The organism is Moraxella catarrhalis (assembly GCF_001632285.1).
Classification (GTDB): domain Bacteria; phylum Pseudomonadota; class Gammaproteobacteria; order Pseudomonadales; family Moraxellaceae; genus Moraxella; species Moraxella catarrhalis.
This window is the reverse complement of the sequence record NZ_LWAH01000011.1, coordinates 103,968-118,315: the sequence shown is the minus strand read 5'-3', so window position 1 is coordinate 118,315 and position 14,348 is coordinate 103,968. Positions and strand designations below refer to the sequence as shown.

The 14,348-nt window shown below is 43.0% G+C and carries 17 protein-coding genes; 16 read left to right on the top strand and 1 reads right to left on the bottom strand.

The features are described 5' to 3' along the window. Positions 1–58 precede the first annotated feature (58 nt). From mazG to yjgA, 11 genes are all read left to right on the top strand, one after another. Positions 59–898 carry a nucleoside triphosphate pyrophosphohydrolase gene (gene mazG / locus A4U55_RS01985; protein ID WP_003671881.1) on the top strand — a complete coding sequence of 280 codons (840 nt, stop codon included), beginning with the start codon at positions 59–61 and terminating at the stop codon, positions 896–898. Further along, a complete protein-coding gene (locus A4U55_RS01980) occupies positions 888–1,226 on the top strand; it encodes a ComEA family DNA-binding protein (protein WP_003660410.1) in 339 nt (112 codons plus the stop codon). The genes mazG and A4U55_RS01980 overlap by 11 nt, the downstream gene beginning before the upstream one ends. Positions 1,227–1,404: 178 nt before the next feature. Beyond that, positions 1,405–3,204: a polynucleotide adenylyltransferase PcnB gene (gene pcnB, locus A4U55_RS01975; RefSeq protein ID WP_003673421.1), complete on the top strand. Its 1,800-nt coding sequence runs from the start codon at positions 1,405–1,407 to the stop codon at positions 3,202–3,204. Beyond that, on the top strand, positions 3,201–3,689 hold the full coding sequence (gene folK, locus A4U55_RS01970) for a 2-amino-4-hydroxy-6-hydroxymethyldihydropteridine diphosphokinase (protein ID WP_003657217.1): 489 nt from the start codon (positions 3,201–3,203) through the stop codon (positions 3,687–3,689). Before pcnB ends, folK begins: the two co-directional genes overlap by 4 nt. A gap of 146 nt (positions 3,690–3,835) precedes the next feature. Further along, the gene (panB, locus tag A4U55_RS01965) at positions 3,836–4,678 is read left to right on the top strand and encodes a 3-methyl-2-oxobutanoate hydroxymethyltransferase (RefSeq protein WP_003657219.1); all 843 of its coding nucleotides are present in this window, start codon (positions 3,836–3,838) and stop codon (positions 4,676–4,678) included. Positions 4,679–4,687: 9 nt separating this feature from the next. Beyond that, positions 4,688–5,530, top strand: coding sequence for a pantoate--beta-alanine ligase (panC, locus tag A4U55_RS01960; RefSeq protein WP_003663994.1), 843 nt, complete (start codon positions 4,688–4,690; stop codon positions 5,528–5,530). A gap of 81 nt (positions 5,531–5,611) precedes the next feature. Further along, positions 5,612–6,499, top strand: a complete 888-nt coding sequence (gene rapZ / locus A4U55_RS01955; RefSeq protein ID WP_003657222.1) for an RNase adapter RapZ — start codon at positions 5,612–5,614, stop codon at positions 6,497–6,499. Continuing rightward, on the top strand, positions 6,468–7,133 hold the full coding sequence (locus A4U55_RS01950) for a restriction endonuclease subunit S (RefSeq protein WP_063453954.1): 666 nt from the start codon (positions 6,468–6,470) through the stop codon (positions 7,131–7,133). The genes rapZ and A4U55_RS01950 overlap by 32 nt, the downstream gene beginning before the upstream one ends. A gap of 114 nt (positions 7,134–7,247) precedes the next feature. Continuing rightward, entirely contained in the window at positions 7,248–7,496 is a 249-nt protein-coding gene (locus tag A4U55_RS01945) for a hypothetical protein (protein WP_227506464.1), read from the top strand. Beyond that, positions 7,427–7,585, top strand: coding sequence for an SEL1-like repeat protein (locus A4U55_RS09390; RefSeq protein ID WP_003657228.1), 159 nt, complete (start codon positions 7,427–7,429; stop codon positions 7,583–7,585). The genes A4U55_RS01945 and A4U55_RS09390 overlap by 70 nt, the downstream gene beginning before the upstream one ends. A gap of 31 nt (positions 7,586–7,616) precedes the next feature. Next, positions 7,617–8,120: a ribosome biogenesis factor YjgA gene (yjgA, locus tag A4U55_RS01940; RefSeq protein ID WP_063453953.1), complete on the top strand. Its 504-nt coding sequence runs from the start codon at positions 7,617–7,619 to the stop codon at positions 8,118–8,120. A 128-nt stretch (positions 8,121–8,248) separates the two neighbouring features. Here the strand turns inward: yjgA and A4U55_RS01935 are convergent, their stop codons facing one another. Continuing rightward, entirely contained in the window at positions 8,249–8,869 is a 621-nt protein-coding gene (locus tag A4U55_RS01935; RefSeq protein ID WP_063453952.1) for a thiol:disulfide interchange protein DsbA/DsbL, read from the bottom strand. Positions 8,870–9,215: 346 nt separating this feature from the next. Here A4U55_RS01935 and ubiG point away from each other — a divergent pair, with 346 nt between their 5' ends. The 5 genes from ubiG (at position 9,216) to A4U55_RS01910 (ending at position 14,252) form a co-directional block, all read left to right on the top strand. Next, a complete protein-coding gene (gene ubiG, locus A4U55_RS01930; protein WP_003657235.1) occupies positions 9,216–10,028 on the top strand; it encodes a bifunctional 2-polyprenyl-6-hydroxyphenol methylase/3-demethylubiquinol 3-O-methyltransferase UbiG in 813 nt (270 codons plus the stop codon). Positions 10,029–10,037: 9 nt separating this feature from the next. Next, a complete protein-coding gene (locus A4U55_RS01925) occupies positions 10,038–10,730 on the top strand; it encodes an HAD-IA family hydrolase (RefSeq protein WP_003673418.1) in 693 nt (230 codons plus the stop codon). Positions 10,731–10,864: 134 nt separating this feature from the next. Next, complete coding sequence (locus A4U55_RS01920; protein ID WP_003668777.1) at positions 10,865–11,644, top strand: YciK family oxidoreductase; 780 nt, start codon at positions 10,865–10,867, stop codon at positions 11,642–11,644. 103 nt (positions 11,645–11,747) lie between these two features. Continuing rightward, the gene (locus A4U55_RS01915) at positions 11,748–13,070 is read left to right on the top strand and encodes a hemolysin family protein (RefSeq protein ID WP_003661356.1); all 1,323 of its coding nucleotides are present in this window, start codon (positions 11,748–11,750) and stop codon (positions 13,068–13,070) included. 102 nt (positions 13,071–13,172) lie between these two features. Beyond that, positions 13,173–14,252 carry a calcium:proton antiporter gene (locus A4U55_RS01910; protein WP_003660422.1) on the top strand — a complete coding sequence of 360 codons (1,080 nt, stop codon included), beginning with the start codon at positions 13,173–13,175 and terminating at the stop codon, positions 14,250–14,252. Positions 14,253–14,348 lie beyond the last annotated feature (96 nt).

Sequence of the window (14,348 nt, the reverse complement as noted above, 5' to 3'; positions counted from 1 at the left end):
TTGACCAAACTCTCCTTGTTGTTATTATAACAATAAGGAGATTTTTATTGGAGGGTGTATGACGCCAACCGACAATTTTGATGATTTGCTTGCATTGATGGCACGCCTTCGCACCGATTGCCCTTGGGATGCCAAGCAAACCAACGCCAGTTTACAAAAATATGCCATCGAAGAGGTTTATGAGCTGATTGAAGCCATTCAGACCGATGATGGCTCAGCATTTGCCACCGAGCAGCTCAAAAGTGAGTTGGGCGATGTGCTATTGCAGGTAGTTTTTCATACGCATTTATATCAAGAGGCAGGGCGTTTTGATATGTCGGCGGTGATTTTGGCATTACAAGATAAGCTGATCCGTCGCCATCCGCATGTTTTTGAGCAAGAAAATTTACAAACCGATGCTGATGTCAAACGCCGATGGGATGAGATTAAAGCCCAAGAAAAAGCACATTTGGCGGCTTTGGGTCAGCCCATACGCCTGTTGTCTGATGTCAAGGCAGGTAGTGCACTCATGCAATCTCAGCATTTACAAGGCAAAGCAGCAAGCGTTGGCTTTGATTGGTCAAATCTGCAAGGTGTACTTGATAAACTCAATGAAGAATTGGGCGAGCTTTATGAGTTATTGCCTTTGGGTGATTTTAATTATAAAACAGATACGCTAAGCGATAATCAAAAGCAAAAATTATCTGATGAGCTGGGCGATGTGCTGTTTGTGTTGACCAATTTGGCACGCCATTTGGGTATTGATAGCGAGATGGCACTTCAGGGCACTGTCGGTAAATTTCGTCGCCGTTTTGCATTTGTTGAGCAGTCGCTGACGGAACGGGGTAAATCGTTTGAGAATAGTGATTTGGCAGAAATAGATCGTTATTGGGAGCTGGCAAAGGCAAATGAAACTTAATACTTTATCACCCATCGCCTTATTATTTGTCGGTCTTTTGTGTGCAGGCTTTGGATATGCCAATCCGCCCAAACAGTGCTATGCTGATACAAAAAGTGCCTATCAAGCACTGATAAGTACCCAAAAATCCAAACGCCTAAATATCAATACCGCAAGCCAAGCCGACTTTATAAGCTTGGTGGGCGTGGGGCATAAGACCGCCCAAGCCATCGTGGATTATCGGCACGAGCATGGCAAATTTGACTCAGTTCAATCACTGATGAATGTCAAAGGTATTGGACCTGCCATTTTAAATAAGAACCGTCACCGCTTAAGCGTGGCAAATTAATCTTGAGCAATCATAAATTTTTTAGCCCAACTGAAAAAATACCCAAAATCAAACTGGTATCACCCCAATTTTGGTGAAAATATTGGTTTTTTATTCGCTTTTTTGATGGATAAGCGGTAAAATAAAGGATTTACTTCAGTCAGTTTTTGGGCAATGCCCCAGTAATCAAGGAGTAGGCATGGGCAAAGTGCCTAAAAAGCCAAAACAAACCAAAAAGAGTATTTGTACCACACATTCAGCCAAATCGCTGCGACTACAAAAAGGCAGTTTGCCGCACAGTATTGTCGAGGTCATCGGCACACTACAAAAAGCAGGATTTGATGCTTATATTGTTGGCGGTGGCGTTAGAGACAGCTTACTTGGTTTGGCACCTAAAGATTTTGATGCGGTGACCGATGCAAGACCGCATGAGATTAAGGCAATTTTTGGGGGTCGTTGTCGTATCATTGGGCGGCGTTTTCAGTTGGCACATGTGTATTCAGGTCGTGAGATGATTGAGGTGGCGACTTTTCGTGCTCCACCCAAAGACGATACACACACCACCGATGACGGTATGATTATCCGTGATAATGTTTGGGGCGATATTGAGCAAGATTTTGCTCGTCGTGATTTTTCTATCAATGCGTTGTATTATCAGCCAATTAAGGGTGAAGTGCTGGATTTTTGTGGTGCATTAAAAGACATCGACAGTCATACGCTTCGCTTACTTGGTGATGCCAAGGTGCGTATTGAAGAAGACCCTGTTCGTCTGCTGCGTGCGTTGCGATTTAAGGCGAAACTGGGTTTTGAATTTGATCAAGATTTGGCAAATCAATTTCATCAAGACAATTGGACGCTTTTGGAGCAAGTCTCTGCCCATCGTCTTTATGATGAAACTCAAAAAATGTTCGGTGGTGGCTATTTGACGCCGCTGTTGCCACTGTTGTTTGAACATGGGGCGATGTCAAGTTTGATGAGCTTTGCACCCAATGAGCCGACGCCTTTGATGATGGTGGTCGCCCGAAATACCGATCGGCGTATCGCAGCAGACAAAAGTGTCAATCCAGCATTTTTTTATGCAGCGATGCTGTGGGAAAATTATCTGTATCAATTGGCGAAATATAAAAAGCGTGGCTTACCGTTTCATGAAGCACAGATTAAGGCTGCCGAAAAAACCATTGACGCCCAGCGTATCAAAACTGCCATACCTAAGTTTGCCGAACAATTCATTACAGATATTTGGTTGCTTCAGCCTAAGCTTGTCAATCCAAGGGTGCGTGATATCGCTAATTTGGAGCGTCTGCCAAAATTTCGTGCCGCATTTGATTTTTTGGTACTCAGAGAAGGTTATGATACCCATCCATTATCTGAGCCGACCCAAAATATGGGTGCTTGGTGGCAGGCGTATCAGGACGCCAGTGCTGTTGATAAAGCGATCATGATTGAGGCGTTTGGTACGCAAGCAGGCACGCCAAAGCGTCGCCGTGATCGTAATGCCAAAAAAGATACCAAGACTCGTGAGCTTGAGCAGCTTAAAGAGTTGTCTTTGCGTAGTGACGATGAGCTAATCAAAACACGCCCTGAACCATTATTTGTGGTGGCGGGTGCAGAAGATTTGGTCAAAAAAACTAAAGCACGAACCAAATTGCCAACGCCTGCCGTGCCTACGCCTGTCTTTGAGCCAGTGAATTTTACACAAGCTGATTTTGAAAAATTGCTTGCCAATGATGAGCCGTATATTCCAGCATCTCGCCATCGTAAGCGTAAACCATCATCCACTTTATCCATCAAAGAGCGTGAACAAGGGTTGATCAAGCAGTCAGACGAGCATTGGTCTGGCTCTAAACAATCGGCTCAAACAAAAAAACCATCACGCCATCAATCTAAACAAGTTGATGGTGTCACTGATATTGAGCCTAAGCTTGTAGAAAATCAAGCCAAGCCAAAAAGAACACGCCGCCGTAAATCTAATGCCAAACCAAAGGCAGACAGCATATGACCACTTGTTTTATTGGACTTGGTGGCAACATTACCAATGAACTTGGCACTCCCACCGAGCATATCATCAACGCCGTACAAGCCTTCAAACAGTCGCCACATTTTACCGATGTGAAAATGTCATCACTGTATCAATCCAAAGCCTTTGGCATCACCGACCAACCCGATTTTATCAATGCGGTATTAAGTGCCAATACCAGCTTACCACCGCTTGAGTTGCTTGATTTTTGTCAAGGTCTTGAACAGACCGCCAAAAGAGTGCGATTGCGTCATTGGGGTGAGCGGTCTTTGGATGTGGATATTTTGTTATATGGTGATAAACGCATTCATCATGAACGGCTGACCGTGCCACATCAAGGCTTATTTGAACGAAATTTTGTGTTAATTCCAATGCTTGAAATTGATGAGTGTTTGCTGGTTAATGGGCAAAAATTGGCGGATTTAAATGAAAGTAACAGCTGGCAAGGTTTGAATAAACTGACATAAGTTTGGATAAACTACCATCAAAGGAGCAACACATGACCCCCATTGAAACGATTATCCAAGCCACCATGCTAAGTGCCGAAGAAATTAAACAGCTATGACTGAAACGGTCATCACTTAAACAGCCATTACCCTAAAAAGGCAATCCTATGAGCGACCAAGCCCCATCATCAATCACCCCCAAACCCAAAGCACCCATCACCCTATCTACTTTAAACAAACTAAAAGCAGAGGGTAAAACATTTTCTTGCCTAACTTGTTACGAGGCAAGTTTTGCTCACGCCATGCAGTTGGCAGACATTGACACCATTTTAATCGGTGATAGTCTGGGCATGGTTGTCCAAGGACAAAGCTCAACCTTGCCAGTGGGCGTTCAAGACATGGTTTATCACACTCAAAATGTGGTGCGTGGTAATTCTCATGCCTTAATCTTATGCGATTTGCCATTCATGAGTTATGCCACCTTATCTGATGCCATCACCAGTGCCAAGGCGGTCATGCAAGCAGGGGCGAATGTGGTCAAAATTGAAGGGGGCAGCGAGCTTAGCGACACTGTTAAGGTCTTGACCAATAACGGCGTGCCTGTGTGCGTGCATTTGGGATTAACGCCGCAGTCGGTCAATGTCTTTGGTGGCTATAAAGTACAAGGTAAAACAGACGCCCAAGCGGATAAATTGATGAGAGACTGTACGGCGGTGGTGAATGCTGGGGCGAGTCTTTTGTTGCTTGAATGCGTGCCAGCACCGCTTGCCAAAGCCGTTACCGAGCGGTTTGATGTGCCTGTCATTGGTATTGGGGCGGGTGTGGATACAGATGGGCAAGTGTTGGTCATGCACGACATGCTTGGCATTTATACCCGAAAACCTGCCAAATTTGTCAAGAATTTTTTGACCGATGACAGCAACCAAACCAAAGACATTGTTGGGGCGTTTAAGGCCTATCATCATGCAGTCAAGCAGCGTGCCTTTCCAACAAAACAGCACAGTTTTTAGGATAAAAACATGAACATCTGTCACACCATCAAAGACTTAAAAAACAAATTAAACCCCTTACGCAACCAAAAAATAGCCTTAGTCCCAACCATGGGCAATTTACATGATGGACATTTATCCCTTGTGAATCTTGCCAAGCAACATGCCGATGTTGTGGTGGTGAGTATCTTTGTCAATCCCACTCAGTTTGGGGCGGGTGAAGACTTTGCCAGTTACCCACGCACGCTTGATGACGATTGCCAAAAACTTACCAAAGCTGGCGTGGCGTTGGTTTTTGCCCCAAGTGTGGACGAGATGTACCCTGTCTATCCGCCCAATGTTCAAATCCTATCAGGCAGCATCAGCAAGATATTATGTGGTCAGACACGCCCCACGCATTTTGACGGTGTGGGCTTGGTGGTGAGTAAGCTGTTTAATATCGTTCGTCCTGATGTGGCGGTATTTGGCAAAAAAGACTACCAGCAACTTGCCATCATTTACCAATTGGTGCAAGAATTAAATTTTGAGATTGACATTATTGGCGGTGAGATTGTCAGAGCCGATGACGGTTTGGCGTTATCGTCTCGCAACCAGTATTTGACCGAGCAAGAGCGTGCCATCGCCCCACGGCTGGCACAGGCCTTACAACAGCTTGCAGGTGGGTTAAAGTCTGCAAATTTTGCTGATTTTGATATGATGATACAAAAAACTAAAGATGAATTAACTCATGATGGTTTTACGGTGGATTATTTGCAAGTACTCAATCAGCAACTGCAACCTGCTAGCCGCCATGATAAAAACTTGGTGATTTTGACCGCTTGTTATTTGGGTGGGGCAAGACTTTTGGATAATTTGGAAGTTGCCTTAAATTAATGTTAATAATCCATGTTCATCTAAACCCATGTTCATCTAAACCCATGTAACTGGTTTTGCTCATTTTGTTAAGGAAATATGATGCCCAAACTCATTGCCCCAAACTCAATCATTGTGGTGTCAGGGCGTTCAGGTTCAGGAAAAACCTCCGTACTCAACACCTTAGAAGATTTTGGCTATTATCCGCTTGATAATTTGCCTTTATCCATCGTGCCACTTGCCATAGAAAAATTGGTCAATGACAGCCAGATTCATCGCATTGCTGTGGGGATAGATGTCCGCACCCCCAAAGCGGATTTATCCAACTTTGGTCAAGTGTATGACAGCTTGATACAAACCTATGGCAAGACCGCTTTGAGTGTGTTATATACCACCGCCCAAGATGATGTACTGGTCGCGCGCTATGATGCCACTCGCCGAGTACATCCATTGATGGCGATGGCTGGCAATCTGCCCAATGCCATTCAAAAGGAAACTGCGCTGCTTGAACCGATTGCCTGCCATGCCGATATCAAAATTGACACCAGTTTGTTAAACATTCATGAGCTAAAAAACAGCCTAAGACAACATTTGGGCGTGGATAATCATATCATCGTTAATGTGCTGTCGTTTGGGTTTAGGCATGGCACGCCAAAAGATGCTGATTTTGTCTTTGATGTGCGTACCTTGCCAAACCCACATTGGCAGATGGATTTGCGTCCTTTGACAGGGCTTGATGCACCTGTGCAGGAATTTTTTGCTCAATTTTCTGCCGTGCATGAGATGACGCATGACATCAGCACATTTTTATTAAAGTGGCTGCCTGATTTTATTGAGAACAATCGCCATTTTGTGACCATTGCCATTGGTTGTACAGGGGGTAAGCACCGCTCGGTATTTGTCAGCCAAGCGGTGGGGGAGATATTAACTGGTCATTTGCCTGATAAAATGCAGGTGAATGTTAAGCACCGTGAAAAATCTTTTTGGTGAGTTTATGAATGCGATGATAAAAAAATTATTACAAGGGCAAGCGGTAGAGTGGCGAGCGTTGGGGGAGGTTGCCAAAAAAATTTCATCAGGTGGTACGCCTAAAACAGGCATTCCTGAATACTATAATAATGGCGAAATCCCTTGGCTTCGTACCCAAGAAGTTAATTTTAATGATATTTATGACACAGGCGTAAAAATTATAGAACCAGGTGTTAAAAATTCAAGTGCAAAATGGATACCTGCAAATTGCGTTATTATAGCAATGTATGGGGCAACTGTTGGGCGTGTTGGTATCAATAAAATTCCAATGACAACCAATCAGGCATGTGCAAATATTGAAGTAAATGAAGAAATTGCTGAATATCGCTACGTATATTACTGTTTAGCCAATCAATATGAATATATTAAATCACTGGGAACGGGTTCTCAAACCAATATTAACGCTCAGATTGTCAAAAAACTTAAAATCCCAATCCCACCCCTATCTGTTCAAAGTCGAATCGTTGCCATTTTGGACACATTTGACACGCTGACCCAATCCATCAGCGAAGGTCTGCCCAAAGAAATAAAGCTGCGTCAAAAGCAATATGAGTATTACCGTGAGCAGTTATTAAATTTTAAAGCGACGATTTAACAATTTAACGATTTAAACAATCATGATTAAAAGGTTATTATTCATGAATGTCGAAACACCCAACCCAAAAACCGCCAAACATATGGCGACAAGCGTGATTTTATGCTGTCTGTGATGGCAGGTACGCCCAGCTGGGCAACCGATGGCGATGCTGTTCAAACCAGTAAAGACAGCACCATCGCACAACAAGCCGATGAGTTTTTTGAATTGGCGGTTCGCTATGATCAGGCATCAGATTACCCCATGGCGGTGCGTGAATATCAAAAAGCGGCCGAACTTGGGCATTACGAGCGATGTATAATTTGGCGGTTGCCTATTTTCAAGGTGATGGCGTTAAGCAAAATTATCAAAAGGCAGCAGTAGCAAAACAGTGGTTTTTGGTCTCGTGTCAGTTGGGCTTATCTGATGGGTGCATCAAGCATGATAATTTTGATAAATTAACCACAAATTAATGATAAATTAACGACAAATATAAGGTATCTTATGATTGATTGGTCAAAAATGGACATGCGTGTTTCACGCACTGAGATTAAAAAATCCCATGAGCGTTTGCAAGCATTATCCGAACCACTTGCCAAATTGTCCAAAAAACAGCTTGCCAATTTGCCAGTAAGTGAATATTTTTTGGATGAATTAAAGCATTTAACCAATATAGACAGCCACGCCGCCAAAAACCGCCAAATCAAACGAGTGGGTAAACTCATCATTGAAGAAAACCGCCACGCGCTAACGCAGGCGTTATTTGAATGTCAATTTACCCCCGAGCAAATTGCCAAGATTGAAACATGGTATGATCGCCTAAAACTGTCTGATGAAAGCACCATTAAGCAGTTTGTTAAGCAATTTAAAAAGGCGGAATATAACAGTATTTATCAACTGCTTTTGTGGATAGAATACGCCAAACATTTGGGCGATGATGAGCTATTGGCTGAAAGCGTGGCAGATTTTGAAAGTTATGTTAAAGAGGTGGTGATATTGTCTAAATGATGATTTGATGGCTGGGTTTTGTCTTGGCATGAGTACAATATCAGCCAATCACCAAAATACCGATAGATCATCGGTATTTTGGGCAGACGAAATAAACGCACAGATTGGCTGATTTTAACATTTGTGGGTTATTGTTTTTCTTCACGCACTTTATTAATCAAAAAATCCACGACTTGAGGCACTTTGGCATCTTCACCGGAAACCACATACTTACCATGAACAACCACAGCAGGCACGCCAGATAGACCATAGCGTGTCGCAGCTGCTTTGGCGCGCTCGATTTTGGTGGTTACGGCAAAAGAATTATACAGGCTGTCAAATTTTGCCTTATCGATGCCTTTAGAGGCGTACCAGTTACCAAGCTCTTGTTGTGAACTGATAATGTTGCGATTGCCATCTTTGTGGACGGCATCAAATAATGCTTGATGGGTTTTTTCTTGGGCGTCTAGTTGCTGGGCAGCATAAAAGCCACGAGCACCCACTTCCCACACTGGATTCATCGCCGCAGGTGTCTGAAAAAATGCCACATCAGCAGGGCGTGTTTTTGCCCATTTTTGCATATGTGGCTCAAGATGATAGCAATGTGGGCAACCGTACCAAAAAAATTCACGCACCACAATGACGTCACCTGCGATAGTTTCAGGATTGGGTAATACTTTATAGTCCTGATCTTCGACAAAGTTTGCTTGTGCCAAAGTTGCAACACTTAGCATGGTTGTGAGTAATGCTGTTTTTAATGCAAATTTCATAAAATTTCCTTGTTGTAAGATAAAGCCTAAAATCTGATGATGATATCAATGTTAAAGACAAAAATCTGATGAGCTATAGTTTATCGTATTTTTTGTCAAATGTGGCAACAGTTTTCTTAAGGTTTCGTTGCAGATTGTGTAAATTTTTTGCCATCAGTGTGCGGCCTACGCTGGTTTATTTTGGTATGATCCTGATGGTTTCATCATGGATTGTATTTGATTTTTAAGAGTTTTGGGTGCTTAAGATGAGTAATGATGACCTTAAATTGTAAAAGTAGTCAAATACCGTTAAAAATGATAAAATAAAAAAATTTAGCCAAATAAAACAAAACCAAAGGATGATGCCATGCAAAGTCATGATACTGCCACCATCAACAGCATAAACTCTGCCAGCGATACCAACCAAGCGATCAATAATGCTGATTTTGACGAAATTAGTAAATTCACCAAATTGGCGGATGAGTGGTGGGATCGCATGGGTGCGTTTAAATCATTGCATGATATCAACCCACTGCGTCTAAACTGGATTGAAGATCGTGTGAATGACTGTTATGGTTCATCGTTGGTTGCCAAATCGGTGGTAGATATCGGCTGCGGTGGGGGGATTTTGGCACATTCGATGGCGGTGCGTGGTGCGAGCGTTTTAGGGATTGACTTGGGTGATGAAAACCTAAAAGCGGCCGGTATCCACGCCGCCAAAACAGGCATAGATGGGCTTGATTTTCGCTGCGTTGCTGCAGAGGAGTTGGCGGCAGAACACGCTTCTGGTTTTGATGTCGTGACTTGTATGGAGATGCTTGAGCATGTGCCTGATCCTAGTGCGATTGTGCAGGCGTGTTATGATTTATTAAAGCCAGGTGGCGTGTGTGTGATGAGTACCATTAATCGCAACCCAAAATCTTATCTGTTTGCGATCATTGGTGCTGAATATGTCTTAAATTTGGTGGATAAAGGGACGCACGATTGGCATAAGTTCATCACGCCAGCGGAGTTAGACCAAATGGCGATGAGCGTTGGTTTTCAAAGATGTGATTTGACGGGTCTGCATTATAATCCTATTACCCAGCATTATTGGCTGTCTAATAAAAATGTTGATGTCAATTATATGATGGCATTTACCAAACCAAACACACAAACAGATACCCCAAAACACACCTAAGGAAGCTTTATGACACAGCCCATTCAAGCCGTGTTCTTTGATTTGGACGGTACATTGATTGATACCGCACCTGATTTTGTTCGTATCATTCAGCAGATGTGTGCCGATGAGGGACTATCTGCCCCCAGTGAAGCAGCGATACGAGAGCAGGTGTCAGCAGGCGCGCGTGCTATAGTTCAGCTGATGTTTGCCGAGCAACTTGGGCAAATCTGTGATGACGATCCACGACTATTAAGCCGCCGCCAAGCTTTTTTGGATCGTTATGAAATCGATGTTTGTGTAGATAGCCGAGTATTTGAGGGGCTTGAGGTCTTACTTGAAAAACTCGAGGGGTATCGTATCCCTTGGGGCATTGTTACCAATAAGCCACGCTATTTGACAGAAAACTTATTGGACAAGCTAAATTTATCATCACGATGTGGTGTTTTGGTCTGTCCTGATGATGTCAAAAATCCCAAACCTGACCCTGAGCCTTTATATTTGGCGTGCCAAAAAATTGGCGTTGAACCGTTGGCATGTATTTATATTGGTGATCATCGCCGAGACATTGAGGCAGGGCGGGCTGCTGGTATGCAGACAGCCATCGCAGGGTTTGGTTATTTATCGGCAGCGGATTTGGCAAGTATCGATACTTGGGGTGCTGATGTTATCATGCAGACACCCAAAGCGTTGACGGATTGGGTTTTGCAACAAGTTTTATAAGGTGACTTTCTTTGTCGCTTAAGTGGATTACCGTTAGACCCAAAAGGTATCATATTGCCTTATTTTCTTCTCATAAATTTCATATCAATTTAACATAGAGCTAACAAAAAGCTCAATTAGCCACTGGATAAAACATGACAACCATGCGTTCACATGATGCAATTCGTGATTTTCAATTCACCAAAGACAGTCTAAAAGATAAAATTATTTTGGTGACAGGTGCAGGCGATGGGATAGGCAAAGTTGCTGCTTTGACTTATGCCAAATGCGGTGCAACGGTTCTTTTGCTGGGTAAAACTCAATCAAAACTTGAAGTGGTTTATGATGAAATTGAGGCACTTGGGTTGGCGTTGCCTGCCATTTTGCCCATGGATCTTGAGCGGGCAGATTTTGCACAGATGCAAAAGCTGGCAGGCTTAATTGAAAAAGAATTTGGGCATCTTGATGGCGTGCTACATAATGCAGCCATTTTGGGGGCATTGACGCCACTTGAGATGTACGATCCGATCACCTTTGAGCAGGTCATGCGGGTGAATATGACGGCCGTATTCATGCTGACCCAAAGCCTAATTCCGCTACTGCGTGCAGCCCGAAGCGGCTCGGTGGTATTTACAAGCAGCAGCGTGGGTGCAAGACCAAGAGCGTTTTGGGGTGCTTATGCACTCTCAAAACAAGCGGTTGAGGGTATGGCAACCATTTTCACCCAAGAAACCCAAAACATGACAGCACTTCGGTTTAATTGTATCAATCCTGGTGCAACTCGTACCAATATGCGTGCACATGCTTTTCCAGGTGAGGACCCTTATACACTTAAGACGCCTGAGGATATCATGCCAGTTTATGTGTATTTGATGACAGATGAGGCAAGCGGTATTAAAGGTCAAGTGATTGATTGCCAACCAAAAAATACTTAGCTAATCAAGCCAACACAAATAGCATCATGACTATCATCAAATCAGCCTTAACCTACGCTTTTTAAACCAGTCGTGGCAAATTTTTCAATCAAAACTTCACCAAATGGGTGTTACTGTGAGTTTGTTTCAAAACTTTATGATTATTCTTGTACTGATTTTGACATCGAGTTTTTTCTCGATTTCAGAAATTGCTTTGGCAGGTTCAAGAAAAATCAAACTTAAATTACTGGCAGAATCAGGCGATGACCGTGCCGAGAAAGTCTTGAAATTGCAAGAAAATTCAGCTGATTTTTTTGCCACTTCACAAATTGGCCTAAATGCTGTCGCCATTTTGGGCGGTTCGGTTGGTGAAAGTGCCTTGCGTCCTTATTTTTCCGAATGGATTGGCTTGGTATATCAAGGGATTTGGCTTGACAGCATCGCTTTTTTTTCGTCGTTTGTTTTGGTAACACTGCTATTTATTTTATATGCTGACCTGATTCCCAAACGCATTGCAATGATTAATCCTGAGCGAGTGGCTTTGGTGGTCATCAATCCGATTTTGTGGACAATTCGTGTGGTCAAGCCCTTGGCATGGATTATCAATACCATCGCAGATGTGACTTTTCGGCTTTTTAAATTTGATACGGCTCGTGATGACAGTATCACCTTTGATGATATTTCTGCCATTGTTGATGCTGGGGCAGAGGCTGGCGTTCTGATGGAACAAGAACAACATTTTATCGAAAATGTTTTTGAACTTGAAGAACGCACCGTGCCATCATCGATGACGGCTCGTGAGGATGTGGTATATTTTGCACTCAGTGAAAGCGAGGAGAGTATTCGTCAAAAGATTGCCGATTATCCTTATTCTAAATTTTTGGTCTGTAATGAGCATATCGACCAAGTCATCGGTTATGTCGATACCAAGGATATTTTGGTACGAATTTTAAGCGAACAGCCAATTTTTCAGCTGAATGAATCTACCATTCGTAATGTACTGATTATTCCAGATACACTCACTTTATCCGAGCTTTTGGATAAATTTCGTGCCAGTAATGAAAAAATGGCGGTAGTCATTAATGAATATGCATTGGTTGTTGGGCTAATTACACTATCAGATATTATGATGACTGTCATGGGCGATTGGGCAGCCGCTGAGCCTGAAGATTTACAAATCATTCGCCGTGATGAAAATTCATGGCTGATTGATGGGATTACGCCGATTGATGATGTTAAACATGCCCTTGATATTAATGAGTTTCCTGATTGGGATCACTATGAGACGCTGGCGGGCTTTATTATGTATCGCCTGCGTAAGATTCCACGCCCTGCAGACTGGGTAGAGCATGAGGGCTTTAAATTTGAGGTGGTAGATATCGACCATTATAAGATTGACCAACTTTTGGTAACTCGCCTAGAGCAACTGCCCAAGCACGAAGACTAAGATTCATCTTCTGCCTTTATGCACACAAAGTTCAGTGGTTCATTGTCTGATTTGATAAGCGATTGGCTTCATCGACAAGTATCATTATCATAAGGAGCCTGTATGGCATCAAATACACGATTTGGTTTACCCATTTGGTCAATGCTCTTGCCATTGGTGGCTTGGGGGTTATTTTTTGTGGGCATAAAAACCCATCTGCTGTTACAAATTTTGGGGGGCGTGTTTTTAATTGGTAGTGTGTTATCGGCAGTTTATCACACAGAGGTGGTCGCGCATAAGGTCGGAGAGCCTTTTGGTACCATTATTTTAGCGTTAGCCATTACCATCATTGAGGTCGCACTCATCATCTCGCTGATGGTCACAGGCGGGGATAATGCAGCGTATTTACCTCGTGATACGGTTTTTGCAGCAATTATGTTGATTTTAAATGGGATTCTTGGGATGTCGCTGATGATTGGCGGTCTAAAACATCGAGAACAATTTTTTGGGCAAAAATCTGCCAGCACCGCATTAATTACACTGGTCTCAATTTTGGTGATGACCTTAATTTTACCAAATTTTACCACTTCCACCACGCAAGGCACTTATTCATCAGCACAGCTTATGTTTGTGGCGGTGGCCTCTTTGGTATTGTATGGTTCATTCATCATGGTTCAGACAGTGCGTCATCGTGATTATTTTTTGGCAGCTGATGATGATTTGGATCACCATGCCCAACCACCAAGCACAAAGATTACAACCATCAGCTTTATATTTTTGTTAATCTGTTTGGGCATTGTGGTCATGCTTGCCAAGAGCCTAAGCCCTAGCATTGAGGCGGCAGTTGCTTATATGGGTGCACCTGTCGCGTTGGTTGGGGTGATCATTGCAGCGGTGGTGTTACTGCCCGAGGGATTGGCGGCATTAAATGCGGCACGCCACAATCGTTTTCAGACCAGCTTAAACTTAGCATTAGGTTCAGCATTGGCAAGTATTGGCTTAACCATTCCTGCTGTCACCATTGTTTGCTTAATTTATGATATTCCATTGGTGCTAGGTTTAGATGGTAAATCTATGGTATTGCTTGGTTTATCAACTTTTATTGTCATGCTGTCACTTAATCAAGGACGCACGAACATTTTATACGGCATTGTATTGTTGGTGAATTTATCGGCGTATGTTTTCACCATCATTGCACCATAAATGACTGCGATTGTCGTCCCTTGAATTCTAGTCAAATGATGGGCAATATTTTGGGTTGTCTCATGAAAATATCGCCACTCATCTTAATGTTAAATC

What these genes read in the sequence shown, in the direction of transcription:
- pcnB (WP_003673421.1), top strand. Translation starts at nt 1,405, where the DNA reads ATGGGCAAAGTGCCTAAAAAGCCAAAACAAACCAAAAAGAGTATTTGT.
- A4U55_RS01935 (WP_063453952.1), bottom strand. Translation starts at nt 8,869, where the DNA reads ATGAAATTTGCATTAAAAACAGCATTACTCACAACCATGCTAAGTGTT.
- A4U55_RS01925 (WP_003673418.1), top strand. Translation starts at nt 10,038, where the DNA reads ATGACACAGCCCATTCAAGCCGTGTTCTTTGATTTGGACGGTACATTG.
- yjgA (WP_063453953.1), top strand. Translation starts at nt 7,617, where the DNA reads ATGATTGATTGGTCAAAAATGGACATGCGTGTTTCACGCACTGAGATT.
- A4U55_RS01910 (WP_003660422.1), top strand. Translation starts at nt 13,173, where the DNA reads ATGGCATCAAATACACGATTTGGTTTACCCATTTGGTCAATGCTCTTG.
- panB (WP_003657219.1), top strand. Translation starts at nt 3,836, where the DNA reads ATGAGCGACCAAGCCCCATCATCAATCACCCCCAAACCCAAAGCACCC.
- folK (WP_003657217.1), top strand. Translation starts at nt 3,201, where the DNA reads ATGACCACTTGTTTTATTGGACTTGGTGGCAACATTACCAATGAACTT.
- rapZ (WP_003657222.1), top strand. Translation starts at nt 5,612, where the DNA reads ATGCCCAAACTCATTGCCCCAAACTCAATCATTGTGGTGTCAGGGCGT.
- ubiG (WP_003657235.1), top strand. Translation starts at nt 9,216, where the DNA reads ATGCAAAGTCATGATACTGCCACCATCAACAGCATAAACTCTGCCAGC.
- mazG (WP_003671881.1), top strand. Translation starts at nt 59, where the DNA reads ATGACGCCAACCGACAATTTTGATGATTTGCTTGCATTGATGGCACGC.
- panC (WP_003663994.1), top strand. Translation starts at nt 4,688, where the DNA reads ATGAACATCTGTCACACCATCAAAGACTTAAAAAACAAATTAAACCCC.
- A4U55_RS01945 (WP_227506464.1), top strand. Translation starts at nt 7,248, where the DNA reads ATGGCAGGTACGCCCAGCTGGGCAACCGATGGCGATGCTGTTCAAACC.
- A4U55_RS01980 (WP_003660410.1), top strand. Translation starts at nt 888, where the DNA reads ATGAAACTTAATACTTTATCACCCATCGCCTTATTATTTGTCGGTCTT.
- A4U55_RS01950 (WP_063453954.1), top strand. Translation starts at nt 6,468, where the DNA reads ATGTTAAGCACCGTGAAAAATCTTTTTGGTGAGTTTATGAATGCGATG.
- A4U55_RS01920 (WP_003668777.1), top strand. Translation starts at nt 10,865, where the DNA reads ATGACAACCATGCGTTCACATGATGCAATTCGTGATTTTCAATTCACC.
- A4U55_RS09390 (WP_003657228.1), top strand. Translation starts at nt 7,427, where the DNA reads ATGTATAATTTGGCGGTTGCCTATTTTCAAGGTGATGGCGTTAAGCAA.
- A4U55_RS01915 (WP_003661356.1), top strand. Translation starts at nt 11,748, where the DNA reads ATGGGTGTTACTGTGAGTTTGTTTCAAAACTTTATGATTATTCTTGTA.